27 protein-coding genes are annotated in these 25,077 nt (G+C 74.2%); 14 read left to right on the top strand and 13 right to left on the bottom strand.

Going from position 1 to position 25,077, the window contains the following annotated elements:
* Positions 1 to 262: 262 nt before the first annotated feature.
* Both KS423_RS11095 and KS423_RS11090 read right to left on the bottom strand, forming a co-directional pair.
* Positions 263 to 841 carry a carbonic anhydrase gene (locus KS423_RS11095; protein ID WP_224277779.1) on the bottom strand — a complete coding sequence of 193 codons (579 nt, stop codon included), beginning with the start codon at positions 839 to 841 and terminating at the stop codon, positions 263 to 265.
* Between the two features lie 160 nt (positions 842 to 1,001).
* A complete protein-coding gene (locus KS423_RS11090; protein WP_224277773.1) occupies positions 1,002 to 2,318 on the bottom strand; it encodes a PP2C family protein-serine/threonine phosphatase in 1,317 nt (438 codons plus the stop codon).
* Positions 2,319 to 2,355: 37 nt separating this feature from the next.
* On the opposite strand from KS423_RS11090, the gene KS423_RS11085 reads away from it, so the two are divergent.
* Positions 2,356 to 2,823 carry a helix-turn-helix transcriptional regulator gene (locus tag KS423_RS11085; protein ID WP_224277777.1) on the top strand — a complete coding sequence of 156 codons (468 nt, stop codon included), beginning with the start codon at positions 2,356 to 2,358 and terminating at the stop codon, positions 2,821 to 2,823.
* Positions 2,824 to 2,828: 5 nt separating this feature from the next.
* Complete coding sequence (locus tag KS423_RS11080) at positions 2,829 to 3,245, top strand: VOC family protein (protein ID WP_224277771.1); 417 nt, start codon at positions 2,829 to 2,831, stop codon at positions 3,243 to 3,245.
* Positions 3,246 to 3,342: 97 nt separating this feature from the next.
* On the opposite strand, the gene KS423_RS11075 is transcribed toward KS423_RS11080, so the two are convergent.
* A complete protein-coding gene (locus KS423_RS11075; protein ID WP_224277769.1) occupies positions 3,343 to 4,572 on the bottom strand; it encodes an FAD-dependent monooxygenase in 1,230 nt (409 codons plus the stop codon).
* Between the two features lie 255 nt (positions 4,573 to 4,827).
* On the opposite strand from KS423_RS11075, the gene KS423_RS11070 reads away from it, so the two are divergent.
* Complete coding sequence (locus KS423_RS11070) at positions 4,828 to 5,220, top strand: RidA family protein (protein ID WP_224277767.1); 393 nt, start codon at positions 4,828 to 4,830, stop codon at positions 5,218 to 5,220.
* Between the two features lie 42 nt (positions 5,221 to 5,262).
* Here KS423_RS11070 and KS423_RS11065 read toward each other — a convergent pair whose 3' ends face one another.
* Positions 5,263 to 6,090 (bottom strand): hypothetical protein, encoded by an 828-nt coding sequence (locus KS423_RS11065; RefSeq protein ID WP_224277765.1) that lies wholly within the window; start codon positions 6,088 to 6,090, stop codon positions 5,263 to 5,265.
* A gap of 274 nt (positions 6,091 to 6,364) precedes the next feature.
* Complete coding sequence (locus tag KS423_RS11060) at positions 6,365 to 7,171, bottom strand: NAD(P)-dependent oxidoreductase (protein ID WP_224277763.1); 807 nt, start codon at positions 7,169 to 7,171, stop codon at positions 6,365 to 6,367.
* Between the two features lie 65 nt (positions 7,172 to 7,236).
* Here KS423_RS11060 and KS423_RS11055 point away from each other — a divergent pair, with 65 nt between their 5' ends.
* The gene (locus tag KS423_RS11055) at positions 7,237 to 8,130 is read left to right on the top strand and encodes a LysR family transcriptional regulator (RefSeq protein WP_224277761.1); all 894 of its coding nucleotides are present in this window, start codon (positions 7,237 to 7,239) and stop codon (positions 8,128 to 8,130) included.
* A gap of 55 nt (positions 8,131 to 8,185) precedes the next feature.
* Here KS423_RS11055 and KS423_RS11050 read toward each other — a convergent pair whose 3' ends face one another.
* Positions 8,186 to 8,812: a helix-turn-helix domain-containing protein gene (locus KS423_RS11050; RefSeq protein ID WP_224277759.1), complete on the bottom strand. Its 627-nt coding sequence runs from the start codon at positions 8,810 to 8,812 to the stop codon at positions 8,186 to 8,188.
* Between the two features lie 148 nt (positions 8,813 to 8,960).
* Between KS423_RS11050 and KS423_RS11045 the strand changes: the two genes are divergently transcribed.
* On the top strand, positions 8,961 to 9,977 hold the full coding sequence (locus tag KS423_RS11045) for an alpha/beta fold hydrolase (RefSeq protein ID WP_224277757.1): 1,017 nt from the start codon (positions 8,961 to 8,963) through the stop codon (positions 9,975 to 9,977).
* A gap of 49 nt (positions 9,978 to 10,026) precedes the next feature.
* Here the strand turns inward: KS423_RS11045 and KS423_RS11040 are convergent, their stop codons facing one another.
* Positions 10,027 to 11,532: an alpha/beta hydrolase gene (locus KS423_RS11040; protein WP_224277755.1), complete on the bottom strand. Its 1,506-nt coding sequence runs from the start codon at positions 11,530 to 11,532 to the stop codon at positions 10,027 to 10,029.
* A 125-nt stretch (positions 11,533 to 11,657) separates the two neighbouring features.
* On the opposite strand from KS423_RS11040, the gene KS423_RS11035 reads away from it, so the two are divergent.
* Both KS423_RS11035 and KS423_RS11030 read left to right on the top strand, forming a co-directional pair.
* The gene (locus tag KS423_RS11035; RefSeq protein WP_224277754.1) at positions 11,658 to 12,122 is read left to right on the top strand and encodes a MarR family transcriptional regulator; all 465 of its coding nucleotides are present in this window, start codon (positions 11,658 to 11,660) and stop codon (positions 12,120 to 12,122) included.
* Between the two features lie 140 nt (positions 12,123 to 12,262).
* Positions 12,263 to 12,766 (top strand): cupin domain-containing protein, encoded by a 504-nt coding sequence (locus tag KS423_RS11030; protein WP_224277751.1) that lies wholly within the window; start codon positions 12,263 to 12,265, stop codon positions 12,764 to 12,766.
* Positions 12,767 to 13,024: 258 nt separating this feature from the next.
* Here the strand turns inward: KS423_RS11030 and KS423_RS11025 are convergent, their stop codons facing one another.
* Positions 13,025 to 13,789, bottom strand: coding sequence for a hypothetical protein (locus KS423_RS11025; protein ID WP_224277749.1), 765 nt, complete (start codon positions 13,787 to 13,789; stop codon positions 13,025 to 13,027).
* Between the two features lie 250 nt (positions 13,790 to 14,039).
* Here KS423_RS11025 and KS423_RS11020 point away from each other — a divergent pair, with 250 nt between their 5' ends.
* Positions 14,040 to 14,411, top strand: coding sequence for a hypothetical protein (locus tag KS423_RS11020; RefSeq protein WP_224277747.1), 372 nt, complete (start codon positions 14,040 to 14,042; stop codon positions 14,409 to 14,411).
* Positions 14,412 to 14,503: 92 nt separating this feature from the next.
* Here KS423_RS11020 and KS423_RS47290 read toward each other — a convergent pair whose 3' ends face one another.
* Positions 14,504 to 16,315 carry a PQQ-binding-like beta-propeller repeat protein gene (locus KS423_RS47290; RefSeq protein WP_263454716.1) on the bottom strand — a complete coding sequence of 604 codons (1,812 nt, stop codon included), beginning with the start codon at positions 16,313 to 16,315 and terminating at the stop codon, positions 14,504 to 14,506.
* Between the two features lie 173 nt (positions 16,316 to 16,488).
* Complete coding sequence (locus KS423_RS11010) at positions 16,489 to 16,950, bottom strand: hypothetical protein (protein WP_224277738.1); 462 nt, start codon at positions 16,948 to 16,950, stop codon at positions 16,489 to 16,491.
* A 400-nt stretch (positions 16,951 to 17,350) separates the two neighbouring features.
* Between KS423_RS11010 and KS423_RS11005 the strand changes: the two genes are divergently transcribed.
* A complete protein-coding gene (locus tag KS423_RS11005) occupies positions 17,351 to 17,575 on the top strand; it encodes a holin (RefSeq protein WP_224277736.1) in 225 nt (74 codons plus the stop codon).
* Positions 17,576 to 17,688: 113 nt separating this feature from the next.
* Here the strand turns inward: KS423_RS11005 and KS423_RS47985 are convergent, their stop codons facing one another.
* Both KS423_RS47985 and KS423_RS10995 read right to left on the bottom strand, forming a co-directional pair.
* The gene (locus tag KS423_RS47985; protein WP_308020168.1) at positions 17,689 to 17,820 is read right to left on the bottom strand and encodes a DUF397 domain-containing protein; all 132 of its coding nucleotides are present in this window, start codon (positions 17,818 to 17,820) and stop codon (positions 17,689 to 17,691) included.
* Positions 17,783 to 18,754: a helix-turn-helix transcriptional regulator gene (locus KS423_RS10995; RefSeq protein WP_308020167.1), complete on the bottom strand. Its 972-nt coding sequence runs from the start codon at positions 18,752 to 18,754 to the stop codon at positions 17,783 to 17,785. Before KS423_RS10995 ends, KS423_RS47985 begins: the two co-directional genes overlap by 38 nt.
* Before the next feature lie 311 nt (positions 18,755 to 19,065).
* Between KS423_RS10995 and KS423_RS10990 the strand changes: the two genes are divergently transcribed.
* The 5 genes from KS423_RS10990 (at position 19,066) to KS423_RS10970 (ending at position 23,346) form a co-directional block, all read left to right on the top strand.
* On the top strand, positions 19,066 to 20,019 hold the full coding sequence (locus KS423_RS10990; protein WP_224277732.1) for an SDR family NAD(P)-dependent oxidoreductase: 954 nt from the start codon (positions 19,066 to 19,068) through the stop codon (positions 20,017 to 20,019).
* A 118-nt stretch (positions 20,020 to 20,137) separates the two neighbouring features.
* Entirely contained in the window at positions 20,138 to 21,331 is a 1,194-nt protein-coding gene (locus KS423_RS10985; RefSeq protein ID WP_224277730.1) for a macrolide family glycosyltransferase, read from the top strand.
* 473 nt (positions 21,332 to 21,804) lie between these two features.
* Positions 21,805 to 22,053, top strand: coding sequence for a hypothetical protein (locus KS423_RS10980; RefSeq protein ID WP_224277728.1), 249 nt, complete (start codon positions 21,805 to 21,807; stop codon positions 22,051 to 22,053).
* An 18-nt stretch (positions 22,054 to 22,071) separates the two neighbouring features.
* Positions 22,072 to 22,857: a helix-turn-helix transcriptional regulator gene (locus tag KS423_RS10975; RefSeq protein ID WP_224277726.1), complete on the top strand. Its 786-nt coding sequence runs from the start codon at positions 22,072 to 22,074 to the stop codon at positions 22,855 to 22,857.
* A 78-nt stretch (positions 22,858 to 22,935) separates the two neighbouring features.
* Positions 22,936 to 23,346, top strand: a complete 411-nt coding sequence (locus tag KS423_RS10970) for a sigma factor-like helix-turn-helix DNA-binding protein (RefSeq protein WP_224277725.1) — start codon at positions 22,936 to 22,938, stop codon at positions 23,344 to 23,346.
* A gap of 114 nt (positions 23,347 to 23,460) precedes the next feature.
* Here KS423_RS10970 and KS423_RS10965 read toward each other — a convergent pair whose 3' ends face one another.
* A complete protein-coding gene (locus KS423_RS10965; protein ID WP_224277723.1) occupies positions 23,461 to 24,906 on the bottom strand; it encodes a CHAP domain-containing protein in 1,446 nt (481 codons plus the stop codon).
* Positions 24,907 to 25,077: the final 171 nt, after the last annotated feature.

The following is a 25,077-nucleotide window of genomic DNA, read 5'->3' as shown; positions in this document are numbered from 1 at the left end:
GGTGGAGCGCAAGGCCGCCGCCACCGCCCCGCCGCGCCCGCCGGCGATCTGCCCGACCTGCTTCCTCCAGCTGCCCGCGACGCGGGTGTGCGACTCCTGCGGGGCGACCATCGCGCCGTGAGCGGGGGCGTACGGCGGTGAGCGGTGCGCCGGGGTGGGCCGTGGACGCGGCCCACCCCGGGCACCGGCCCCGGCGGCGGAAGGGCCGGACATCCCGTTCGGCCGGACATCCGGGTCCCGAGGACGGGCGGCGGACCCGCCGTCAGCCCACCGGCCCCTGGGCGGCGACCAGCCGGGCCCGGCCGTCGCGCAGCCGGTAGGACAGGCCCACCACCGCCACCTTCCCCTCGGCGATCCGGGCGGCCAGCGTCTGCGAGCGCTCCACCAGCAGGTCCACGGTCTGACGGATGTGCTCGTCCACGATCCCGTCCCGGTCCTCGATGCCCGCCGCCCTGGCGGACAGCACGCTCGGGGTCACCCGCTCCACCACGTCCCGGACGAAGCCGCCCGGCAGCCGCCCCTGCTCCAGGGAGTCCAGCGCCGCCGCCACCGCACCGCAGGAGTCGTGCCCCAGCACCACCACCAGCGGGCAGTCCAGCACGCCCACCCCGTACTCGATGCTGCCCAGCGCCTCCGCACCGGTGACGTGCCCGGCGGTGCGCACCACGAACAGGTCGCCCAGACCCCGGTCGAAGATGATCTCGGCGGCCAGCCGGGAGTCCGAACAGCCGAACAGCACCGCGAAGGGCCGCTGCGCCGGGGCGAGCGCCGCGCGGCGCCCGGCGTCCTGGTTGGGGTGCTCGGGGTTGCCCGCGACGAAGCGGGCGTTGCCCTCCATCATCACCCGCAGTGCCTGGGCGGGGTCGGTCAGGAAGTCGTCCGTCGGGCCTTGCGGCGAGCCGTCCGCCCGGGGGGAGACCGGGCCGGGCTCGGGTGCGGATATCGGTGTGGGGATCATGCCAGCACCCTAGATCGCCGCAGGTGGAGCCCGCAGCCGGGGGTCACGGTGCGGACGGCGGACGCGACCCGCCGTCGGCGGCCGGGCGGCTACGGGCGGGGCGCACGGCGAGGACGGTGACGTCGTCGCGGCTGTGGCCGCCGCTCCAGTGGCGGGCCCGTCGGTCGAGGGCCTCGGGCAGGGCGTCGGCGGGGGTGGCGGCGAGGTCGGCCAGGCCCCGTTCGACCGGGTAGAACATGCCGGAGGCGTCCTGGGCCTCGGTGATGCCGTCGGTGAGCAGCACCAGTACTCCGTCCCCGGGCAGCGCGAAGCGCCGCACGGGCCGCAGGCCGCCGGTGGGGGCGGCCAGCGCGGCGAGGCCCAGCGGGATCCCGGGATCCAGCGGGACGGGCTCGACGCGGCCGTCCGGGTGCAGCAGGTAGGGGGAGAGATGGCCGCAGTTGACGGCCCGCACCTCGGTGGCGGAGCGCTCCTCCTCCCCGCCGGGGCCGCGGACGCACAGCACGGTGGCCGTGACGAACCGTTCCTGCTCGCCGCTCTGCACCGCGTAGGCGTTGTGCCGCTCCACCGCCGCCTCCAGGGCGTCGGCGACGGCGGCCAGGTGCGGCTCGCGGAAGGCCGCCTCCCGGAAGGCGCTCAGCACCGCGAAGCCCGTCCCGATCGCGGGCAGGCCCTTGCCCTGGACATCGCCGACCAGCACCCGGGTGCCGTGCGGGGTGGCGGCGATGTCGTACAGGTCGCCGCCGACCAGGGCGTCCTGCTCCACCGGCCGGTACAGCCCGTCCAGGCGCACGTCCGACGTGGTGACGGGCAGCGGGCGCAGCAGCTGGCGCTGGAGGGCGACGGCGCTCTGCCGCATCCGGGACAGCTGCCGCTCGCGCCGCACCCGCCGCGCGCACAGGCCGATCACCGCGCCCTCGGCGGCGATCACGCCCAGCAGGGTGCCCAGCCGGGCCGTCAGGTCGCCGGGCGGGAACAGCACCGAGTGGACCACGACCACGGCGGTCACCCACACCGAGACGGCCACCGTCTGGGCGACGGTGCCCAGGCCCGCCAGCAGCGCGGGCAGGAACACCAGCAGCAGCACCAGGCGCGAGCCGGTGCCGCTGACCGCCTGGACGAGCAGCGCGACGGCGGTGGCGGCCAGCACGCCGAGGGCCACCGTCCGGTTGCCGGGCGCGCGCGGGGCGGCGGATCGCTGGTCGTCGCCGTCCACCCCTGCCGCCCTTTCCGCCGTCCGGCCGTTGCTCCAGGGTGGTCGGCGCGGCAGGGCGGGCGCGAGCGGGCTGCGCCGTGCGGGGGACACCGGGTGGGCAAGCCGTCTGTCGGTGGCACTCGGTACGGTGGCCGGTGTGTCCACCTCGTCCCCACCCTCCCGTGTGTCCCCCGCGAACCGCGTGCCGCTCGACGACCTCGTGCGGCTGCGCCGGGCCCGGGACCGGATGGACCGCGAGTACGCGCAGCCGCTGGACGTGCCGGCGCTGGCGCGCACCGCGCTGATGTCCTCCGGCCACTTCTCGCGCAGCTTCCGTGCCGCCTACGGCGAGACCCCGTACAGCTACCTCATGACCCGCCGGATCGAGCGGGCCAAGGCGCTGCTGCGGCGCGGGGACCTGAGCGTGACCGAGGTGTGCATGGCGGTGGGCTGCACCTCGCTGGGCTCCTTCAGTACCCGCTTCACCGAGCTGGTCGGGCAGAGCCCCAGCGCCTACCGGGCCGGCGACCACGAGGAGGGCGCGGCGATCCCGGCCTGCATCGCCAAGATCCGCACCCGTCCGGTGCGGCGCGCGGAAGCGAAGGAGACGGCGAAGGAGGCGGCGAAGGGCGCCCGGCGGGACGGCGCCCCCGGTGCTCCCGTAGCGTGACGGGCATGAGCATCGAACTCGCGCAGTGCTTCATCGCCGTCGACGACCACGACCGGGCGCTCGCCTTCTACCGGGACGTCCTCGGCTTCGAGGTGCGCAACGACGTCGGCTTCGAGGGCATGCGCTGGGTCACCGTCGGATCGCCCGACCAGCCCGGCGTCGAGATCGTCCTGGAGCCCCCGCTGGCCGACCCGCACGCCTCCGAGAGCGACCGCCAGGCCGCCGCCGAACTCCTCGCCAAGGGGCTGCTGCGCGGCGTCATCTTCCGCACCGACGACTGCGACGCCACCTTCGAGCGGCTGCGGGCGGCCGGCGCCGAGGTCCTGCAGGAGCCGATGGACCAGCCCTACGGGGTGCGCGACTGCGCCTTCCGCGACCCGTCGGGCAACATGCTGCGCTTCAACCAGCCGCGTACGAAGTAGCGGCCGGCCGTAGGCGCGCGGCGGCGGTCGGACGGGCCGGATCCGGCGGCGCAAGGGGGCGTTCGATCCGGCCCGCACGGGTGCGCGGGGTGCGGGTTCAGGCGGAGCGGGCCGGGACGGGGTAGTCGGGCAGGGCGATGTCGCCGGCCTTGGCGAACTGGGCGGCCAGGACGGGGCGCAGCGGCCAGCGGCCCATCCAGCGCATGGAGGCGGCGCGCAGTCGGATCATCAGGGCGCTGTCGGGCGCGTAGCCGTTCAGGCCGCCGGGCGGCAGTTCCTGGGCGCGGGTCACGTAGGGGCGCATCAGCTCCTCGTAGCGGGCGAAGGCGCGGCGGAAGTCGCCCGCGGCGGCGGCGAGTTCGCCGGCCAGCAGGTAGGCGCCGACCAGGGCGAGGCTGGTGCCGAGGCCGGTGAGGGGGCTGGGGCTGTAGCCGGCGTCGCCGAGCAGGGCGACACGGCCGCGGCTGTAGTGGTCGAGGCGGATCTGGCCGAAGGAGTCGAAGGCGAAGTCCCCGGCGGTGTGCATCCCGGCGAGCAGCCGGTCGACCTCCCAGCCGGCGCCGGCGAAGCGCTCGGCGAGCAGGCGCCGCTGGGCGGCGGTGTCGCGGCGGTCGTACGCCAGGGGCGCGCAGCGCAGGCCGAGGGAGGCCTTGACCTCGCCGGGCAGCCGTCCGGGGCGGGCACCGGCGACCAGGCCGCCGGGGGCGTTGTACATCAGGAACCAGCCGTCGAGGGCGAGGGCGAGGGCGGGGTCGTGGACGGTGAACCAGGCGTGGTAGCCGCCGAGGGGGCGGTGGTGGGCGCCGTCGCCCGGGAAGGCGAGGCGGCGGACCGCGGAGTGCAGCCCGTCCGCGCCGACGACCAGGGCGAAGCGGCGGGCGGGGGCGTTCTCGAAGGTGACGGTGACGCCGTCGGCGTGCTGGTCGAGCGCGGTGACGGTGTCGTCCCAGAGGTACTCGACGCCGTCGGTGGCCTCGCGCAGCAGGTCGGCGAGGTCGCCGCGGAGGATCTCGATCTCGGAGACGATGCCCTCGCCCTCGAACAGCTCGACGGGTATCCGGGCGGTGGTCCGCCCGCGCCGGTCGACCAGGGCCATGCCGCGCTGCTCGACGCACAGCGCGCGGGCCCGCTCCATCAGGCCCATCCGCTCGATCACGGTGCGCCCGGCGCCGCGCAGGTCGACGGCCTGCCCGCCGGGGCGCGGGGCGGGGGCGCGCTCGACGACGGTGGGGGTGAAGCCGTGGCGGCGCAGCCAGTAGGCGAGGGCGGGACCGGCGATGCCGGCGCCGGAGACGAGGATGTCGGTGTCGGTGGTGCGGTTGTCCATGCGGAGGAATGTACGCCGTACGCATTCCCCCAACAAGCCTTTTTGCTGCGGGATTTGAGGCTGGTGCACTAGTGCGGTGAAGTGCCTTGCGGCAGGTCGGGCGGCCTGCGGGAGCCTTCGTGCAGGCGGGCGGCCCGCCAGGTGCACTAGTGCACTGCCCGGGGCCGGCGCCGAGCGGGGCCGGTCACCGAAGGCCTCGTCCGACGCGCACGTGATCACGGCTCGACGCGCACCCCGGTGCGGCACCATGGTGCGATGGACAGCACTCGACAGACAGTCAGTTCCGGCTCCCCCCTCGAACCGCGGATCGGCTTCTCCCGGGCCGTGCGCAAGGGGAACCACGTCGCGGTCGCGGGCACCGCCCCGCTCGGCGATGACGGCACGACGGTCGGCCAGGGCGACGTCCACGCCCAGACCGTCCGCTGCCTGGACATCGCCGAGGCCGCCCTGCGGGAGGCGGGCGCCACGCTCGCGGACGTGGTGCGGACCCGCATCATGCTCACCGACATGAGCCAGTGGCGGGAGGCCGCGCGCGCCCACGGCGAGCGCTTCGCGCAGATCCGCCCGGTCACCACCTTCGTGGAGGTGTCGCGCTTCATCGACGAGCGGTGGCTGGTCGAGGTCGAGGTGGACGCGGTGATCGGCTGACGGACGGGCAGGGCGGCCGGGTCGGCCGACGGGACGGCAGGATCAGCGTGCGGGCGTGGGCGTGGGCGTGGACGCCGGGGCGGTCGGGTCGGCCATCAGGGTGCGCAGCAGGTCCTCGCCCAGGGCGAGGCCGGCCTGCGACTGGTCGGGCAGCTCGTAGTCGCGGTACCACTCGGCGGGTGCCTCCGGATGCGGGCCGCTGACCGCGACCCGGCCCCGCCCGTACGGGGTGACGGCGGCGGCGGCGCGGCCGTTGGGGTAGCGGGCGAGCACGTCCGTGCCCGGGCCGTCGAGGTCGAAGTACGGGCCGTCCTGGAAGTACATCCGCTGTGGGCGGCCGCGCCACAGGACGTCGACCAGGCGGTCCCGCTCGTCGGTGACGGTCGCATCCGGGGAGCGGATGTACTGCCCGGAGTCGCCCGGCAGGAGGTCGAATCCCGGGTCGCCGGCCAGGTAACCGCCCATGCACAGCCCCAGGAAGCGCCCGCCGCCGCGGACGTAGGTGCGCACCAGGTCCGGGGAGAAGCCCGGGTCGCGCGCCAGCAGGCTCCACGCGGTGGCCACCTCCTGCCCGTTGGTGCCGCCGGGCTGCACGTACAGCGCCACGCCCGTCAGCGCCGCCGGGCCGAACCGCACCTGCTCCCCGGGCCCGACGAACCGCACCGCGAACCCGGCCCGCTCCAGCAGCCCCTCTGCCGCCTCCGGGCACCCCTCGCAGGCCGCCGGCCCCCGGTACACCAGTGCCAATGGCTGTCCGTCGTCCCGCCCCGGCGGTGGGACGTCCCCGCTCTGCGGCGGCGTGCCGCCGCACCCCGCCACCAGCACCAGCACCACTGCCGCCACCAGCCCCGGCACTCGCCCGACCCGCACTCCCGCCATCCCTCCTGAGCAGCCCCGGGCCGCCCGTCGTCACGACGCTACGGGCCGCCGGGGTGTTCCTGAGCGCCGGGCGCTCGATCGGGTGAGTTTGCGGGGGCTGGTGTTGACGGGTGGGGGATTCGAGGCGGGGTGGTGGGGCGTGGGGCTCGCCTCGGCGGATGGGTCCGGCGCCGGGGTTTCGGGTGGTGGTTGTCGCCCGCCGCCACGACGCCACGGGCCGTCGGGCGCGGGCCCCGCGATCGGGCGGGCGCTTTCCTGCCGGAGTTCAGGCGGTGGTCGCGGCCCGTGCCGTCCGGCGCAGCGCCCCCACCACCGCCGACAGGTCCTGCTCGGCGATCGACGGGTGCGCCAGCAACACCTCGCGGGCCGCCGTCAGCACCGGGCCGCCGCCGGCCAGGGCGAGGTCCTTGGCGGCGAGGCGGACCGGGAAGTCCGACTCCGTGCTGAACGCCCGGGCCGCCACCCCCGCGAGCGGCCCGGCCGACAGCACCTCCCGCGCCTGCTCCCGCGGAACGCCCAACTCCTCGCCCGCCGCGAGGACGTCGCCAAGCGCGGTGACGCAGGCGACGATCGCGCCGATCACCACCACCTTCAGCGCCGCGCCCGAGCCCGGGCCGCCGCAGCGCCGCACCCGGCCCAGGTGCTCCAGGACGGGCTGCGCGCGGTCCAGGTCGGCGCCCTCGCCGCCCGCGAAGACCACCAGGTCGCCGGTGGCGGCCGGGCCCACGCTGCCGATCACCGGGGCGTCCACCAGGACGACGCCGTCGGGCAGTCGGGCGCGCAGGCCGGCGGTGGCCTCCGGGCCGATCGAGGACATGTCGATCCACAGCGTGCCCGGAGCCAGCTCGGCCGTGAACCGTCCGGCCACCTCGGCGACGGCCGCCGGGTCGGACAGCATGGTGACGACGACGTCCGCGCCGCGCACGGCCCCGGCCGGGGTGGCGGCCTCGGTGAGGTCCCCGGCGCGGCCGGGGGAGCGGTTCCAGACGGTCAACGGGTAGCCGGCGGCGGCGAGTCGACGGGCCATCGGCAGGCCCATCCGGCCCAGCCCCAGAAAAGCGATCTTCTTCATGGCCACCACGCTAGGAAGCCATGAGCCAGGCGACAAGCGAATGTCCCGCATGGTAGTCATGCCGGATGGACATGGCTTGGCTGGACGTCTTCCGCACCGTCGCGCACCTGGGCTCCTTCACCGCCGCCGGCGAGCGGCTGGGCTTCACCCAGTCCGCGATCTCCCGGCAGATCGCCACCCTGGAACGGGAGTTGGGCACGCCACTGTTCGACCGGCTGGCGCGCGGCGTGCGGCTGACCGAGCACGGACGTGCGCTGCTGCCGCACGCCGAGGCGATGCTGGAGCGGCTCGACACCACCCGGCGCGACCTGGACGCGCTCACCGAACTCACCGCCGGGAGGCTGCGGGTGGGCGCCTTCGACAGCGCCAATGCCGCCCTCGTCCCCGGCGCCCTCGCCGCTTTCCGCGCCGCCCACCCGGACGTGGCGATCAGCCTCACCGAGGGGCTGGCAGCGCACCTGCTGGACCTGCTGCGCGAGGACGCGATCGACCTCGCCCTGGTCGCCTCGTACACCGAACTCGCCGACGAAGGCGATCAGTTCGACTTCCGTCCGCTGATGGAGGACCCGGTGCTGGTCGCCCTCCCGCGCGGGCACCGCCTCGCCGGACGCCGCCGCCTGCGGCTGGCCGACCTCGCCGACGAACCGTGGATCGCCGCCCGCCGGCACGCCGAATCCACCCTCCTCGCCGCCTGCGTCCGCAGCGGCTTCCAGCCCCGCATCGAGTACGCGGTCTCCGCCTGGACCGCCAAACTCGGCCTGGTCGCAGCGGGACTGGGCGCCACCCTCATCCCCTCCCTGGCCGCCCGCGTCGGCCGCCCCGGCATCGCCCTCATCCCGCTGCACCCGGACGACACCCCGGTGCGGCAGGTGTACACCGTGACGCGGCGCGGGCAGCGGGTGCCGCCGGCGGTCGAGGCCTTCGGGGCGTTCCTGCGGGAGGCCGCCGCGGGCCGTTGACGGCGGGTCGGGCACGGGAGTTCCCGCAACACCCCTCGCGGGCCGTGGCGCCGCCTCAGTCGGCCGTCGGACGCACGCGCGGGCGCAGGCGTTCGCCCTGCGGTCCGAACATGATCAGGTATTCGGCCGGCCCGCCGCGTCCGGCGTTGGCGACCCCGTGCGGGGTGCGGGTGTCGAACTCGGCGACCTCCCCGGCGGTGAGGACGAGGTCGTGTTCGCCGAGCGCCAGCCACAAGCGGCCGGAGAGCACACACAGCCACTCGTACCCCTCGTGCGACACCTGCCGTGGCCGCGACGGCGGGTCGTCGGTGGCGGGCAGGACGTGCTTGTGGGCGTGCAGACCCCCGACGTACCGGGTCAACGGCAGCACCGCCTTGCCGTCCGCCGGGCGGCGGGGGACGGGCCGGGGCGCCTCGCGCGGCGCGGCGGGCGCGAGGCCGGCGAGCTCGTCCAACGAGACGCCGTAGGCCCTCGCCAGGTGCAGCAGCAGTTCCAGGTTCGGCTTGCGCCGGCCGTTCTCGACCCGCGACAGCGTGCTGAGGCCGACGCCGGTCGCGCGGCTCGCCTCGGTGAGGGTGTGGCCGTGCCGTTCCCGTACGGCCCGCAGCCGGTCCCCCATGGCGGCCAGCACACCGGCGATGCCGTCCTCGGCCGGCACGCCGGTGATGTCGTCCTCGGCCATCGCGACTCCTCCCCTCCTCGGTGCGGGGCCCACGCAGACCGCCCCTGTCCTGCAAGTTTGCCAAAACGTCAAGGCCGGTCGCATCCCCCGGCCGCCGCACCGCATGATCGGTGCGCAACCGCGGCCACCGGCACCCCGAGGAGAAGCCATGCACCAGCCCGAACCGTCCACAGGCCTGCGCCACCGCACCGTCGACGCCCCCGCCGGACGGCTGCACCTGGTCGAGCAGGGCGCCGGGCCGCTGGTCCTGCTCGTCCACGGCTTCCCCGAGTCCTGGTACTCCTGGCGCCACCAGCTCCCGGCCCTCGCCGCGGCGGGGCACCGCGCGGTCGCACTCGACGTGCGCGGCTACGGCCGGTCCTCCAGGCCCTCCGCGACGCGGGAGTACCAGATGCGCGCCCTCGTCGAGGACAACCTCGCCCTGGTGCACGCCCTGGGCGAGCGGACGGCGGTGATCATCGGGCACGACTGGGGCGCGAACATCGCGGCCGCCTCCGCCCTGCTCCACCCCGAGGTCTTCCACGCGGTGGGCCTGCTCAGCGTCCCCTACACCCCGCCCGGCGGCCCCCGCCCCAGCGACGTCTTCGCGCGGATGAGCGGCGGCCAAGGGGCCGGGGAGCAGGAGTTCTACGTCTCCTACTTCCAGGAGCCGGGCCGGGCCGAGGCCGAGATCGAACCCGACGTCCGGGGCTGGCTCGCCGGGTTCTACGCCGCCCTGTCCGCCGACACCATGCCGGCGCCGGGGCAGCCCGACCCGCACTTCGTCAGCGGCGGCGGGACACTGCGCGAGCGGTTCCCCGCGGACCGGCTGCCCTCCTGGCTCACCGAAGCCGATCTCGACCACTACGCCGGGGAGTTCGAGCGCACCGGCATGACCGGAGCACTCAACCGCTACCGGAACATGGACCGCGACTGGGAGGACCTCGCCGACCTCGACGGATCCCCCCTCACCCAGCCGTCCCTGTTCGTCGGCGGCGCCCTGGACGCCTCCACGACCTGGATGGCCGACGCCATCGACGCCCACCCGGCCACGCTCCCCGGCCTGCTCTCCTCCCACATCCTGGACGGCTGCGGCCACTGGGTCCAGCAGGAACGCCCCCGGGAGGTCAACCGCCTGCTGACCTCCTGGCTCGCGAAGGTGGCCCCGCCGGCGCCCCGGCGGTAGCGGACGACGGCACCGCCGCAGCCGCAGACCGGCCGCAGGACCGCCCTGGTCAGCAGACGGTGTCCGCGGCCGGCAGCACGCCCGTCGACAGGTAGGCGTCGACGGCCCGGTCGGCGCACGCGTCGTAGCCGTTGAGGTAGAGGGTGTGGACGCGGCCCGGGACGGTGACCAGGCGGGAGCCGGGCAGACGGGAGTGCAGGGCGAGCGCGCCCTGGTAGGGGGCGTGGCTGTCGCCGGTGGCGTGGAGCTGGAGGGCGGGGACGGCGTTGCGCACCTCGACGGGCGGCTCCAGCGGGGCGCTGCGCCAGGAAGCGCACGGGGTGGGGCCGTTGTACACCGGGCCGAAGACCGGCTCGGCGGCGCGGGAGCGCCCGACGGCCTCGCGGTACCACGCGGACGAGCGCGGCATCGCCACGTCGTCGCACAGGATGCCGACCGTGGACGAGAGACCGACGCCGCCGTCCGGGCCCGGGGCGAGGAGCACGGTCAGCAACTCGTGCAGCGCCGGGCCCGCCTGGACCGGCTTGCCGTCGGCGGCGTCCAGCAGCTGCCGCAGCACGTCCGCGTAGGCGGCGTTGTCGCGGTCGTCGCCCTGGCAGAACGCGAGCAGGACCGGCAGCAGGGCGCCGTCGAGCCGGTAGCCGTCGACGGCGATCGGCGCGGCCTCGGCCCGGCGCACCAGGTCCTCGACGGTCGCCCGCACCGCCGCCGGGGTGGAGCCCAGACGGTAGACGGCGTCCTGCGGCGCGGCCCAGGCGGAAAAGCCGTCCAGGGCACGCTCGTTGGCACCGGCCATGTCCTGGAACGCCCCGATGCCGTACCGCGCCGGGTCGAGCGCGCTGTCCAGCACCAGCCGGTCGACGCGCTGCGGGAACAACTGCGCGTACACCGCGCCCAGCAGCGCGCCGTAGGACTGCCCGAAGAAGGAGGTCCGCTGCTCGCCCATCGCCGCGCGCAGCACGTCGACGTCCCGGGCGGTGTTGCGGGTGGTCAGGTGCGGCAGCAGGTCGGGGTACTTGTTCCAGCAGGCGTCCGCGTCGGCCTTGGCCATGCGCCAGGCCTGCTCGAAGCCCGCCCTGCCGGCGCCGGCCGAGCGAAGCCAAGTGCCGCGCGTGAGACCGCAGTCCAGGCCGCCGCCGGCGCCGACCCCGCGCGGGTCCATGCCGACGATGTCGAAGGCCGCCGCCGTCCCGGGCGCCATCTGCTCCCGCAGCGCGACCGGCATGCCCAGCCCGCGCTCGCCGGGGCCGCCGGGGTTGGTCTGGAGTATGCCGCGGCGCCCCGCGGGGTCGGCGGACCGGACCCGGGAGACGGCGAGCGACAGGGTGCGGCCCCGCGGCTCTCGGTAGTCCAGCGGGACGGTCAGGGCCGCGCACTCGGCGCCGGCGGCCGCCAGCTGCGGGTCCTGGCAGACGGCCCAGGCGAGCGGCTGGCGGTGGTAGCGCTCCAGCGGGTCCGAGGCGGCCGACGGAGCCGAGGAGGCAGGGCCGGCCGCGGTGAGCACGGTGGCCGCGGACAGGGCGAGAGCGGTGGCGAGCGCCGGTGCGGTCTTCATGTGGGCCAGCCTAGAAGGGAGTTGACCACCACAGGGATCAGGCCCCCGGATTCGCCTTGACCTCAAGTCGGCTTGAGGTCCTACGGTCGGTCGCGTCCTGACGATCAGTTGAAGGAGCACCGGACATGACGATCAAGACCTACGAGCCGCAGATCATCGCCGCCCAGCCCATCGGGGCCTGGACGGGCGAGGTCTACCGCCGCGTGGTGGTGGAAGGCCTGCGCAAGCAGCTGGCCGTGGAAGGCCTCACCCAGCCGCACTGGTGGACACTCAACCACGCGGCCGGCCGCCCCGGCGGATGGACCCGCACGACCCTGATCGAGCGGCTCACCCCGTACGACGACCAGGACACCGCCTTCGACGCCGTCTTCGACGACCTGATCACCCGCGGCTGGCTGACCGAGGACGCCGCCGGGGCGTTCACGCTGACCGCGGAAGGCGAGGCCGGCCGCCTGCGCGCCCGCGAACGCAACCTGAAGATCAACGAGCGCGCCCACGAGGGCATCGACACCGACGAATTCGTGACCACGATCAACGTGCTGCGCCGCATGGCGGCGAACCTGGGCGGCAACGGCAACCTCCCCGACTGACCTTTCCCGACGCGGCGGAGGAGCCCCCGGACCCCGGTCCCGGGCCTCCTGTGTCGCCCGGGCACAGGAGGGAATTGACCCACGTAAACGGTCGCTGATTGCCACATGATCGGGGGTCTTTCCGGCCGTAGGTTGGTCACATGACGACGACGAAGAACACCGCCGCCCCCGTACTGACCCGCTGCGCCGAGGCCGAGACCTGCACCGACCCGAGCGCCACCATGACGCTGCTGGCCGACTCGGCCCCGGCGGAGGGCGGCTTCACCGTCTACCGCTCCACCTTCGCCGCCGGCGCCGCCGGAGCGCCCGCCCACCTCCACACCCGGGCGTGGGAGCTCTTCTTCGTGATCAGCGGCTCGTTGCGGGTGCTGGTCGGCGAGGAGGTCACCGTGCTGGGCGCGGGCGACTTCCTCGCCGTGCCCCCGCACACCCCGCACGCCTTCGCCGCCGCCCCGGGCGCCGAGGCCGACGTGCTGTGCGTGTTCACCCCCGGCATGGACCGCTTCGACTACCTGCGCCTGCTGGGCAGCGTCATGCGCGGCGAGAGCGACCCGGGCGCGATCGCCGCCTCGGCGGAACGCTTCGACAACCACTACGTGGACAGCCCGGCCTGGCGGGCGGCCCTGGCGGGCGACGGCGCCTGAGGCCCGCGCGCAGCCGCCCGACGGGCCGGGTCCGCCCGGGTGTGGAACGGTGGTACCCCGGGAGTGTCCCGGTCGCGAGAGGAGTGGCCATGTCGTCGAAGCGCCGCCGCAAGAAGAAGGCCAGGGCCAGGCGCGGGGCCAACCACGGCCGCCGCCCCCAGTGCTGAGCCGCGGCTGAACGGGTGAGGACGCCCGGACGGCCTTCCCCGGCCGGTCCGGGCGCTGCCCGAAAAGGCCCCTGCCCCAAGAAAGCCCGGCTCAGCGCCGCCCGCGCCCCAGGAAACCGCCGCGCGCCACCTTGTGGTACTGGCAGTAGGCGACCCAGTTCGCGCCGAACACCAGCTCCAGGACCACGCCCCGCCCGTCCGCGCGGACCTCGCTCAACAGCTGCGCCGCGTCCGCGTCCGGCGGGGTCTGCTCCAGCACGAAGAGCCGGTTGATGTACGGGCCCGCCGGAATCGGGTCCCGTGGCGGGATCCCGGGCCGGTCCCAGGTCAGCGTCACGCCGGGGCTGGACAGGCAGGGGGAGCCCATCCGCCAGCCGTTGGCGTCGATGCCGCCGTCGCGGTACCAGCGCAGCGCGTGGTCGAGGCTCCCGCTCGGATCCGGCCCCTGGCCGTGGGCCTGCCACTCGGCCACGTCCGCCGCCGCGATCCGGGGCAGGACGTCGAGGACGTCCTCCCGGACCACGAAGTAGGCGCGGGCGTAGATCCGGCAGACCAGCAGCGTGTGTCCGGGGTGGTCCGAGCCGTGGAACGTCGGGCGGGTGGACTGGTCCAGGACCTGGGTCAGCACGTGCTCGACCCCCTCCACCGCCCCCAGCGCCTCGACCAGCCCCCGGATCCGCTCCCGCTCCGCCGCCCGGGCCGCCCGCGCCGTCGGCGAGTCGACCAGCTTGAGCTTGCGCCGCTCGGTGGGCCAGTGCAGCGCCCGCAGCTCCTGCACGCCGTTGAGGAGCGGGTTCACCAGCATGACGACGAGGTAGACGAGGCTCGTCGCCACGTCCTTCAGCAGCTTCTTCACCAGCAGGGGATCCTCTCGGGTCGCACGCGCGTCTGCGCCCACACCCTGCCCCGCCCGCGCCCGGCCCCGCAATCCGCTCCTGTGCTCAACTCCCCTCCGTGCCTGACCAGTTGCCGAGCGCGTCCGCCGGGACTGGGGCGGCGGGCGCCCTTCCGTCTTCCCCGCGTTCGCGTCCTGGACCAGCCCGACCGCTCCGCCGGATCAAAGCGACACCTTCCCGGAGACGGACAACCACGGCAGAATTCCAGGCGTGAGCGACCCTTTGAGCGAGGCGTGGGACTTCCAGACCCAAGCAGCAGCGGAACAGGACGACTTGTGCCGGATTCCCGGCCGGTCGTGGGTTCCGCCCATCCTGCAGGACCTGGTCCTCGCCGCGAGAAACACCTCGCTGGGCCGCTACTACCCGTTCACGAGTCATGCATCGCTTCGGTTCAGCACAGGGCCCCAGTGGTGGCTCGGCGACGGAGACATCCTCGCCATCGCCATCGCGCTCGTCCCCGAAGGGCGCTATCTCGTCTACGTCCAGACATCGCACGACGGGTCGTACTCGGCGGAACTCGAAACCACCAGTGCCGACGAAGCGGCCGCCAAGGCAGAACAACTGGTGAGCGCCGCCGGCTGAGTTCAATTGCCGGACCGCCGAGCTGCAACAACACGCCCGTTCATACAGATCCGGTCAGAGCCACCGAGGTGGTCCCGCCGGGGGCGCCGCCGTCAGGCGATCCGCCGGCTGCGCTGCCGCAGGCCGGGGCGGCGGCCGGTGAGGGCGTCGAGCGCCAGGACGGTGCCCTTGGCGGTGGTCACGTACACCACGCCGTCCGCGTAGACCGGGCTGCCGGCCGTGGCGTCCAGGGCCCGCCGCCAGTGCACCGTGCCGGTGGCCGGGTCGATCCGCATCAGCGCGCGGTTGCGGGCCGCGCCGACCACCCAGGCGTTGGCGCCGCTGACCGTGACGGCGGAGGCCCCGTGCGGGCCGGCGAGGTGCCAGCGCCGCATGCCGGTGGCCCGCTCCAGGGCGTGGACGCCGGTCCGGGAGTCGCCGACGAGGACCAGGTCGTCCGTGATCGCCGGGCTGTCGTCGATCGCACCGCCGCCGACCTCGACGCCCCAGCGCCGCTTGCCGGTGGCCGCGTCGAAGGCGTGCACCAGACCGGCGCCGGTGCCGAGGTAGACGGTGCCGTCCGCGACGCTCGGCGAGCACAGGGCGAGGTAGCGCTCGGCGTTGTCGTCGTACCAGGACCGCTTGCCGTCCTCCACTCGGAAGGCACCCAACTGCCCCTTGACGCCCGTGACATAGACGAGGCCCTGGGCCACCCCAGCCGCCGAGCAGGAGCCGTCCGGCAGGTGCTGCTCCCACCGCCTTCGGCCGGAGCGCGCGTCCGTCGCGACCAGCGTGCTGGAGCGGGTGTGGTGCAGCGAGAACTCCGACATGCTCACGGCGTAGACCACGCCGTCGGCGACGGTGGGCGCGGCCGAGGTGCCGACGCGGGTGTTCCAGCGCTCGACGCCGTCGGCGGTGCCGAGCGCGCGCAGCAGACCGTCCTCGCCGACCAGGTGGACGGTGCCGTCCGCGACGGCCGGGGTGCGGGTCATCCGGTCCTGTGCGCGGTGGCGCCAGCGCAGTTCGCCGGTGAGCGCGTCCAGGGCGTAGCAGTGCTCTCCGGCGGTCTGGTAGAGGGTCCCGGCGCAGACCACGGGGGCGGAGCCGGGGCGGTCGGGCAGACGGACGCTCCAGGGCCGGAAGCCGGGCGGGGCCGCGGCTTCGGGGTGGACGCCGGTGTGGGCAGGCCCGCCGCGGTACATGGCGGCCGGGCCGGTGGCCGTGGGCGTGGGCATAGTTGTGGGCGGTGGTGTCGTGGCGGCGGGGGAGGTGTGCGTCCGCTCGGGGCGGCGGTCGCCCCACAGGGCCGGGTCGGCGAGTTCGACGAGGCGGGTCAGCGAGCGCAGGACGGACAGCGGCTGCTCGGTCCTTGCCGAGGGCCCGTCGTTGCCGACGTAGCAGAGCCAGCGGCCGTCCACGCGCCACTCCAGCCAGCGGCGGTCGTCGGCGTACTCCCGGACGGTGGGGGTCAGCAGGCGTGCGGCGACATCGGGATCGGTGGTGTCGACCAGGTGGACGGCGTCGTACGCGAGGTCGCCGCTCTGGTACAGGTGGTGGCCGGTCTCCAGGACGCTGCGGCGTAGCAGCGGCAGCACCGTGTCGATGCCCAGCGTGTGGCGGGAGACCACCACCAAGGGGAGCGGTTGGGGGAGTTCGACCAGGTAGACCGCGCGTATGCCGTCGCCGGTCGGGCCGAGCACCCAGTCGAACACGGTGACCTGGTGGCCGTCGAGTTCGCCGCCGGCCGCGAACCGGGCGCGAGGCGTGGCGTCGCGGCCGCCGGCGAGTACGGCGCCGCGCCAGCGCTCGGCCAGTTCCGGGCTCTCCTCGCGGAAGTCCAAGCCCTGTTCGGCCGCCAGGCGCTGCCGCTCGGCCCGACGCCGGCGCAGTTCGGCGTGCTCCGCCCCGATTCCCCAACGCCCCATGCCCCACCTCCGGTTGCGAGACCACGAACCGTATCGCGTGGGGCGGACACGGAGCATTGCCGTGTCGTACCGGCACCTGGCGGCGTACGCCGGCCGTTCGCGAGCGTGCGGGCTCGCTCTCGGGTGCCGGGGATCGCGGGCGGCGGGCCCGGAGGACCCGGAGGTCCCGGGCCCTAACGTCCGAGGTGATCGGCGAGGGCCTCGATCGTGCGGCGCCGCGCGGTGTACATCGACACCGCCGAGCCGTCCGCGAAGTGCAGCCGGAACCGAGCCATCGCCTGCAGCCTCGGGCGCCGCTCCACCCGCAGGACCAGCTGCCGCGGAGCGTGCCACAGCAGCTGGCCTGCCTTGCGGACGTCCAGCGTCGTGACGAACGCGGTCCGGCGGTCGGTGACGGCCAGCAGCCTGGTCCGCGCCCCGCCCGTCGTCGTCGGAAAGCCGCTCGCGAGGCTGCCCGACTGCCCTGACACCGCGCCGAGTTGCCCCAGCTTGTTGCCGACCCGTGCCCCCATCCCGTCCCCGACCCCGCGCGCCCCGGCCACCGGCACCACCGTCGCGACGTCCAACAGGTGCTCGCCCGGTTCCAGCAGCGGTTCCACGGCATTGCGGTAGCGGTTCATCAGAGCTTGAGTCATGCCGTCAGATTAGATGGCCAGGTGGACGGCGGCTCGACGCGCCCGGTGATCCGGGTGGGGCCCGGCGCGCCGTGGAACTGAGCGTTCGGCCGGGGTGAGGCGTGCGCAGGGCTGAACCCGGCAACGAATCGACGCCGAGCCCGTCGTCGGATCCGACCCGCGCGAACGTGTACACCACAGGCGCCACCCCCCCGATGGCGCACGCCCTCCGACCCGCCGACCCCAACGGCCCGCGCGGCGCCACCGTACCCGGACCCCCTACCGCCCGGACCGGACCCGACCCGGGCAGGCCCCGGCACCCACCGCGGTCCGGCAGGACGGCATGCCCCCGGCGAACGGCCGCCACCCGGGCGCCCATGACCGTGCACCTCACCACCTTCACCCCGAAGGAGTCCTGACCATGCGGAAGCTCATCATCGACCTGGTCGAGCGCACCGTCGCCACGTACGCCGCGGCGTTTCTCGGCCTGCTGCTGGCCGACAGGTTCGACCTGACGTCGTTCAGCGCACTCAAGGCGGCGGCGGTAGCGGCACTGCCGGCCGCGCTGACCGTGGTCAAGGGGGCGGTGGCGACCCTCGTCGGCGACCCGAACTCGGCTGCGCTGCTGGCCCGCAGCCGGGACTGACCGAACCGGCATCCTGCCGGGGCACCCTTCCTCCTGAACGAGCGCCGCGTGCCGGCCGCCGCTATGCGGTCGGCCGGCACGCGGGGCGGTCACGGGGCGTCGAGGGAGCGGCGCTAACCAGCGAACTCGCCCTCGCGAACGGCCGCGATGAAGGCGCGCCATGCGGTGGCCGGGAAAACGAGGGCCGGGCCGTTGGGGTCCTTGGAGTCACGTACGGGGACGAGGCCGGGGAATCCGGGGGCCACCTCGATGCAGTCGCCGCCGTCCGGGCCGCTGTAGCTGCTCTTGCGCCAGCTGGTCGCGTCGAGCTCGTTCCGCATCATCTCTGAACCCTTCGAGTGCCTCGGCGAACAGCACCAGCGACTCGCCCGCTGTTAGCGCATCGCCACGGAGGCGATCATAGCGGCGCCGGTGCCCGGAAACGATGGTCGGATCGTCGCAGGGACTGCCCCTGTCGAGGCTCTCCGAGTACACCGAATGCCGGCCATCCGGCATCTCCAGAAGGACCATGGGGATCTTGATGATCGTCGCCCGAGCCGTGAACGGCACCACCTGAACGACGATGTTCTCGCGTCGGGCGATGTCCATCAGGTGCTGCATCTGCCGCGCCATCACCTTCGGCCCGCCGACCACCGATCGAAGGGCGCTCTCGTCGAGGAGGACCACCAACTGCGGCCCGCCCTCGGCGAGGAAACGTCCCTGCCGTGCGAGCCTCGCCGCGACCCGCTCCTCGATCACTCCAGGGCGTTCATCGGTCCCGCCCGCCTCGAACATCGCTCGGGCGTAGTCCCGGCACTGAAGCAGCCCGTGCATGTAGTCGGTCTGGAACACGTGGGCTCCGACCGCCTCGGCCTCCGAGTCTGCATGGCTCTGGAACCAGTCCGGATGCTCGATCTGCGCGCTCCAGTCGACCCGGTCGTACAGCCGCCTCAGCAGCCCGCCGGTGTTCAGTAGTTGGTCGAGTTCCTCGACCTCCTCGACCGTCGGCTTCCGTCGTCCGCTCTCGGTCCGCGAGATCACCGTCCGGTCGAGGTGCAGGAGCTTGCCCAGATCCTCCTGGGTGTAGCCCGCCAACTCGCGCGCGTAGCGGACCTCTTCGCCGAACATGATCGCGGAGCTCGCCGTCGGCCCCCGCTTGATCTTCCGCTGTGCCATCACTGCCCCCAGCTTGCGCGCCACGTGCCCAACACGTGTATTCGGACGCCACCGTAACCCCGCATTCCGGCCGCCAGTACCGGAACGCGATCTTTTGCTTGCACAGCGTCACGCCGCGCGCCCCCTTCGCGCGCCCCTTGCCCCGCGCAGGAAGTCGACCCTGCCGACTTCCTGCGCCCTGGGCCCGCCCGGTGCCGGTCGCCTGACAGCGCGGACGGTGAGCTGCCGGTGGGGTGTGAGTGGCCTCCGGGACTGTGGGAACCGGGCGTGACCGGCTGCGACGTGCGGTACCGCCCGTACCGCCGGATCGCCACTCCGAGTTCCAGGAGCCCGCCATGCCTTCCCTGCCTCAGGCCCCACCGTGGGACGTCCACCGGCTGCCCCGCGCCGAGGGAAAGAACTTCCTGGTCACCGGCGGCAACGCGGGCATCGGGTACTTCGTCGCCGAGCAACTCGCCGCCACCGGGGCCACGGTCGTCCTCGGCAGCCGCGACCCGGAGAAGGCGCAGGCGGCGATCGCCTCCGTCGGCTCGCGCGTCCCCGGCGCCCGGCTGGCGCACGTGCCCCTGGACCTGGCCGACCTCGCCTCACTGCCGGCCACCGTGGACGCGCTCGGGCTGGACCGTCTCGACGCGGTCGTCCACAACGCCGGCGTGGCGCTCGACCATCCGCCGCGCCGCGAAACCGTCGACGGGCACGAGCTGATGTTCGCCACCAACCACCTGGGGCACTTCGCGCTGACCCACCACCTGGCACCCCTGCTCGCGGCCACTCCCGGGAGCCGGATCGTCACGACCGGAAGCTTCGCCGCCAAGTCCGAACACCTGGACCTCGACGACCTCCAGAGCGCGCACGACTACCGGCCCAAGCGCGCCTACGCGCGCTCCAAGCTGGCCCAGATGCTCTTCGCCCTCGAACTCGACCGCCGCCTGCGCGCCGCCCGCAGCACGACGCTGAGCGTGCTCGTCCACCCCGGCGGCGCACTCGACTCCCTCACCCCCTCGCGCCCGCCGGTCCACGTCCGGACCGCCGCCGAGCGGCTGCGCCACCTGCCGCTCGGGCTCGTCGTCCAGGGCAAGGACGCCGCCGCATGGCCCGCCGTCCGGGCCGTGCTCGACCCGGGCGTGCGCGGCGGCCAGATGTGGAGCCCCCGCGCGTTCGGGCTGCGCGGTACGCCCAGGATCGAGCCGCCCTGGAACCACCTGACCGACACCGCGACCGCCGCACGGCTGTGGGCGGCCAGCTGCGAGCTGACCGGTCACGACCTGACGTTCGCGCACCGGGCCTGACCGTTGTGTGCGTCAGGGTGATGTCATCACAGCGTGCCGTCGACACCGGCCACCGGAGCCGTGCCACGACTTCCCGCGCACGCCAACTCAGTGGAACCGCACCGCCGATGCTGTCAGGGTGGCAGCCGTGCCGAAGAACCTGCTCTTCATGACCCTGACCGGACACGGCCACATCAACCCGACGCTGCCGCTGGTCGAGGAACTCGTACGGCGCGGCCACCGGGTGGACTACGCCACCGGGGCGGACCACGCTGCAGCCGTCACCGGCGCCAGCGCGCACTGGGTGGAACTCCCGCCGCCCGCACCGTTCACACCGCCGGCGAGGATCGGACCGCAGGCCGTCGGCGACTGGCTGCGCCACTACTTCGCGGCCCTGAGCGCGGCCTACCCGGTGCTGCAACGCCACTGCGCCGCACAGCCGGTGGACGCGATCTGCTACGACACGACGAACTGGCCCGCCCGGACCGTCGCCCGCCGGCTCGGCATCCCCGCCGTGCAGTGCTTCCCCCACCTCGCCTCGAACGAGACGTACTCGCTGGACCGGCAGTTGACCGCCGGGCTCGACGCCGGCCACCCCACGGCGGCCCTGCTCGCCGCCGACTGCGCGGCCTTCTCCGCCGAGCACGGCGTCCCGCTCACGCCCGCCGACACCATGACCACGGCCGACGGGCTCAACCTCGTCTTCGTGCCACGGGAGTTCCAGCCGGCCGCCGACAGCTTCGACGGACGCTTCCACTTCATCGGCCCCTCGCTGGGCAGGCGCGAGCAGGCGGAAGAGGCCGAGCAGTGGTCCCCACCCGACCCCGACGCACCTCTGCTGTACGTGTCCCTGGGCACCGTCCTCGCCGGCCGCCCGGAGTTCCACCGCGCCTGCGTCGCCGCGATCGCCGACGGGCCCTGGCAGCTGGCGATGACCGTCGGCGACGCGCACGCCGCCGCACTGGGCACCACCGCCCCGGGACGGACGGACCTGCGGCCGCACTTCCCGCAACTGGCAGTGCTCCGCCGGGCCCGCGCCTTCGTGACGCACGCCGGGATGAACTCGGTCATGGAGGCGCTGCACTACGGGGTCGGCCTCGTCGCCGTCCCACAGACCCCCGAGCAGGCCGCCAACGCCGGGCGCCTGGTGGAACTCGGGCTCGGCGAACGCCTGGACGCCGACACGGTGAGCGCCGAGACCCTGCGGGCGGCGGTCGACAGGGTCGCCTCGGACCCGGCCGTGCGCGCCAACCTCGCGGCCATGCGCCGTGCCGTCCTGCGCAGCGGCGGGGCGGCACGCGGAGCGGATGCGATCGAGCACTACCTCCGGTAGCCCGGCGTCCGGCGCCCGGCGGCCGCTGCGCGCGGGGGAGAACGCAGAGAGACCGCTCGGGCCACCAGGGCCGGGCGGTCTCTGCTGTTCGGACGGACCCATGCGCCAACACGGCCCGCTGCCGATGTTCCCGAATTGTTGGAGTGAACAGCGCCCCCGGGTTCCGGACCCGCGGGTCCGGGTGACGCCGCTGCAAATCGTCACATCCAGCCAGGACGGCTCACAAGGGCATGCTGCACAAAGGCGCATCAAAATCCGGTTTCATTTCGCTGAACTGTGACTTCCTGATAGGGCGTTCACGAGATTGCGGCCAGGGACCTGGACCGTGGCGCATCAATCTCCGCGATGTTCACCGAACCGATTGGGAATCACCCGTACGCCTGACAAAGTGTGATGCCACCGGGCATCCAGTGCGACGCCAACCGCACAAGTGCCCGCCAGTTGGAGTGGACAGTGATATGGAGGCCTCCTCGATGGCGAGGAAACGGAACAAGCGCGCCCACACCCCTACCCACTGCGCGGCAGCGGAACCGGTACCGCTGCGCCCGCGCCCGTACCGGCCGCTCGCGGTCGGTGAGACGGCCGTGGTCGTCGTCGTGGTCGTCCTGGTGGTCGCGCTGGCCGCCGCCCTGGTGACGACGGGAATGTCGACCGGGGCCGCGCTCGAACTGGCCACGGGCGGTTGCCTGTTGGCCGTAAGGCTCCGACGGGAGCGGGCCTAGGAAAAGCGCCTGTCTGCGATGGGACGCCGAGAGAAACCGATCGAGGCGACCGAGCCGGCGCTGGGCCGGCTGGCCGCCTGGCTGCGACAGCAGCGAGAACAAGCCGGGTTGACGTACCGTCAGCTTGCCGCTCGGACCAACTACCACCCCACCACCCTGCAACGGGCCGCCGGCGGGCGCTCCGTACCGAGCTGGAAGGTCGTCGAGGCCGTCACCCGCGAATGCGGCGGCGACCTCAAGACGGCCCGGCGCAAGTGGGTCCAGGCCAACTACTGGGCCCACGTGCCCCGCCCCTCGGGAAGCCGACGGCTGCGCGCACCCCGGCGGGTCGACCCCGAACAGGTCGACTCCTTCGCCGACCTGCGCCGCGCGATGCACGAGATGCGCCGCAAGGCCGACTGGCCCTCCCTGCGGGAACTGGACCGCCGGGCCCGCGACCGGGGCGGACGCCTGCCCTCCAGCACCCTGGCCCTGGTCCTCAAGGGCGAGGCTCCGCTGCGCAAACCCGTCTTCCTCGCCTACATGGAGGTCTGCGGGGTCAGGGAGGCCCGCCGCGCCCTGTGGGCGGCGGCCTGGGACCGGACGAACAACGCCCGCACCCTGCTGCCGGTCAACTCGCGCACGCACCAGAGCGAGTTCGCCCGGGCCATGCAGTCCTCCAGCGCCGGAACCCCGACGGACATCCTGTTCCGGCTGTGGGCGACCCTGCGCAACAGCCTTGCCGCCGACCGGGACGAGAGCCCCGGTCACCCCGCTGCGGCGGGCCGCGAAGGCACCGACGACAGCCCGTCGGTGCTCGTGTGACCCGGTCCGCGGCCGGGGCGCGCCACCCGCGCCCCGGCCGCGGACCAGCACCCACCCGCGCCACCTCGGGACACCACCATGCCGACACCACCACGCCGTCCGGCCGGCCCCGGGCCCGCCCTGGGCCTGTGGGCGCTGCACGACCTCCACCTGCGCCACTACCTCGACTACGCCACGCTGCTCCTGCCGGTCGCCGACGCGCGACTGGCCGTCCGCGACGCCTTCGAGGAACTCGGCGGCCACTGGCTCGACGCCCTGTCCACCGCCAGTCCGGCGGCCTGCGCCTGGCAGGCCGTGCGCCGCCGCGTCTGTACGCTGGCCGGCCCCCGGCCGCTCGGCCCGGTCGCCCACCTCACCGCCACCCAGCAGGACGTCCTGCTGCTGCACCTGGTCCTCGACCTGTCCGCCGCCGAGGTCGCCGCCCTCACCGGCACCGAGCCCGCCGCCGTCCACGTCCAGCTCCGCTCCCTGGCCGCCGCCCACCGCTGACCGGTCGGCCGGCCGTGCGGCGCGGGCGCGGGCGAGGGTGCGGCATCCAGCCGCACGAAAGCGGGCAGCCGCCCGGTCCCTCGGCGGGACCGGGCGGCTGCGCGGAGCGGGGCGTCAGTTGGCCAGGGTGTTCAGGTGCATGTCGCCGTTGGGCATGCCGGTCGCGGCGATGGCGTTCACCTTGCCGCTGTCGTCGGCGACCGCGGCGCCCTGCCAGGTGCCGTTGGCGAAGCGGACGTTGTCGTACACCTTGCCGTTGCTCAGGGTGACGAGGTGCATGTCGCCGTTGGGCAGGGCGGTGATCGCGGCCTGGCCGACCGCGCCGCCGGCGTCGGCGAGGGCGGCGCCCTGCCAGTTGCCGTTGGCGAAGCGGATGTTGTCGTACACGTTGCGGTCGCTCACGGTCACCAGGTGCATGTCGCCGTTGGGCATGCCGGCCACCGAAATCGCGCCGACCTTGCCGCTGTCGTCGGCGACCGCGGCGCCCTGCCAGCTGCCGTTGGCGAAGCGGACGTTGTCGTACACCTTGCCGCTGCTCAGGGTGACCAGGTGCATGTCGCCGTTGGGCAGGGCCGCGACCGCGGCCTGGGCCACCTTGCCGCCGGCGTCGGCGAGGGCGGCGCCCTGCCAGCTGCCGTTGGCGAAGCGGACGTTGTCGTACACGTTGCCGTTGGACACGGTCGTCAGGTGCATGTCGCCGTTCGGCATGCCGACGGCCGCGATCGAGGTGATGGTGCCGGCGCCGTCGGCGAGGGCGGCACCCTGCCAGGTGCCGTTGGCGAAGCGGACGTTGTCGTACACCTTGCCGTTGCTCAGGGTGACGACGTGCATGTCGCCGTTGGGCAGGGCCGCGGTGACGACCTGGGACACGTCCGCACCGGCGTCGGCGAGGGCGGCGCCCTGCCAGTTGCCGTTGGCGAAGCGGACGTTGTCGTACACGTGGTTGGGCGCGACCGGGGTCGGGGTGGTCGTGGTGCCGCCGGCGTCGGTGCCGCCGCTCGGCGACACGTAGCCGCTGATGCGCTGGCCACCCCAGCTGTAGCCGATGGCGGAGCTGTGGGTCGCCGACTGCTTGACCCTGGAGGTGGCGGACCAGTTGCCGCTGACCCCGCCCTCGTTGCCGCCGATGGTGGTGATCGTGCCGTTGCCCACGGCCGTCACGATCGCCACGTGGTCGGCGTAGCCGTTGTAGTTGTAGTTGTACAGGACCGCGTCGCCGACCTGCGGGGTGCTGTGCAGGCCGCCGTTGTAGGTGCCGAAGCTGCCGGCCGCCGGGGTGAGGCCGCGCACGTCGACGCCGTTCTGCGCCCAGACCCACTTGGCGAAGTCTGCGCACCACGCCTCGGGGCTGCCGCCGTTGCCCGTGCAGCTGCTGTAGTAGGCGGTGCCGCCGGCGCTGTTGGTCGAACAGGCGCCCTTGCCCAGGTTGGCCGCCGCGGTGGCGGCGATGGAGGTGCCGACGCTGGCGGAGGCCGGGGAGGCGCCCAGCGCGAGGCTGACCGGGAGGAACGCGGCGGCGGTGGTCAGTGCGGCGGTACGGCGAAGGCTGGTCTTGGACATGACACATCTCCAGAGGTGTTCGTGGGCGCAAGAAGGCGAGGGGCACGACGGCGATGCGCCGTCAGCGGTGCGTCGTCGGCAGTGCGTTGTCGTGAGAGGGCGTCGCGGGCCGAGGGGCCGGCGGTCCAGGAGCGCCGCGGGCGGTGCGCGGCGGCGGGACGGGCCCGGCCC

The organism is Streptomyces sp. LS1784, from assembly GCF_020103755.1.
In the GTDB taxonomy this organism is placed as follows: domain Bacteria; phylum Actinomycetota; class Actinomycetes; order Streptomycetales; family Streptomycetaceae; genus Kitasatospora.
The sequence above is the reverse complement of the archived record's forward strand: the minus strand, read 5'-3'. Positions and strand labels throughout refer to the sequence as shown.

Bases quoted from the DNA above. Each gene is read 5' to 3' on its own strand.
- KS423_RS11095 (WP_224277779.1), bottom strand. From the start codon at position 841: ATGATGGAGGGCAACGCCCGCTTCGTCGCGGGCAACCCCGAGCACCCC.
- KS423_RS11080 (WP_224277771.1), top strand. From the start codon at position 2,829: ATGAGCATCGAACTCGCGCAGTGCTTCATCGCCGTCGACGACCACGAC.
- KS423_RS11075 (WP_224277769.1), bottom strand. From the start codon at position 4,572: ATGGACAACCGCACCACCGACACCGACATCCTCGTCTCCGGCGCCGGC.
- KS423_RS11070 (WP_224277767.1), top strand. From the start codon at position 4,828: ATGGACAGCACTCGACAGACAGTCAGTTCCGGCTCCCCCCTCGAACCG.
- KS423_RS11060 (WP_224277763.1), bottom strand. From the start codon at position 7,171: ATGAAGAAGATCGCTTTTCTGGGGCTGGGCCGGATGGGCCTGCCGATG.
- KS423_RS11055 (WP_224277761.1), top strand. From the start codon at position 7,237: ATGGACATGGCTTGGCTGGACGTCTTCCGCACCGTCGCGCACCTGGGC.
- KS423_RS11050 (WP_224277759.1), bottom strand. From the start codon at position 8,812: ATGGCCGAGGACGACATCACCGGCGTGCCGGCCGAGGACGGCATCGCC.
- KS423_RS11045 (WP_224277757.1), top strand. From the start codon at position 8,961: ATGCACCAGCCCGAACCGTCCACAGGCCTGCGCCACCGCACCGTCGAC.
- KS423_RS11040 (WP_224277755.1), bottom strand. From the start codon at position 11,532: ATGAAGACCGCACCGGCGCTCGCCACCGCTCTCGCCCTGTCCGCGGCC.
- KS423_RS11035 (WP_224277754.1), top strand. From the start codon at position 11,658: ATGACGATCAAGACCTACGAGCCGCAGATCATCGCCGCCCAGCCCATC.
- KS423_RS11030 (WP_224277751.1), top strand. From the start codon at position 12,263: ATGACGACGACGAAGAACACCGCCGCCCCCGTACTGACCCGCTGCGCC.
- KS423_RS47290 (WP_263454716.1), bottom strand. From the start codon at position 16,315: ATGGGGCGTTGGGGAATCGGGGCGGAGCACGCCGAACTGCGCCGGCGT.
- KS423_RS11010 (WP_224277738.1), bottom strand. From the start codon at position 16,950: ATGACTCAAGCTCTGATGAACCGCTACCGCAATGCCGTGGAACCGCTG.
- KS423_RS11005 (WP_224277736.1), top strand. From the start codon at position 17,351: ATGCGGAAGCTCATCATCGACCTGGTCGAGCGCACCGTCGCCACGTAC.
- KS423_RS10990 (WP_224277732.1), top strand. From the start codon at position 19,066: ATGCCTTCCCTGCCTCAGGCCCCACCGTGGGACGTCCACCGGCTGCCC.
- KS423_RS10980 (WP_224277728.1), top strand. From the start codon at position 21,805: ATGGCGAGGAAACGGAACAAGCGCGCCCACACCCCTACCCACTGCGCG.
- KS423_RS10975 (WP_224277726.1), top strand. From the start codon at position 22,072: ATGGGACGCCGAGAGAAACCGATCGAGGCGACCGAGCCGGCGCTGGGC.
- KS423_RS10970 (WP_224277725.1), top strand. From the start codon at position 22,936: ATGCCGACACCACCACGCCGTCCGGCCGGCCCCGGGCCCGCCCTGGGC.
- KS423_RS10965 (WP_224277723.1), bottom strand. From the start codon at position 24,906: ATGTCCAAGACCAGCCTTCGCCGTACCGCCGCACTGACCACCGCCGCC.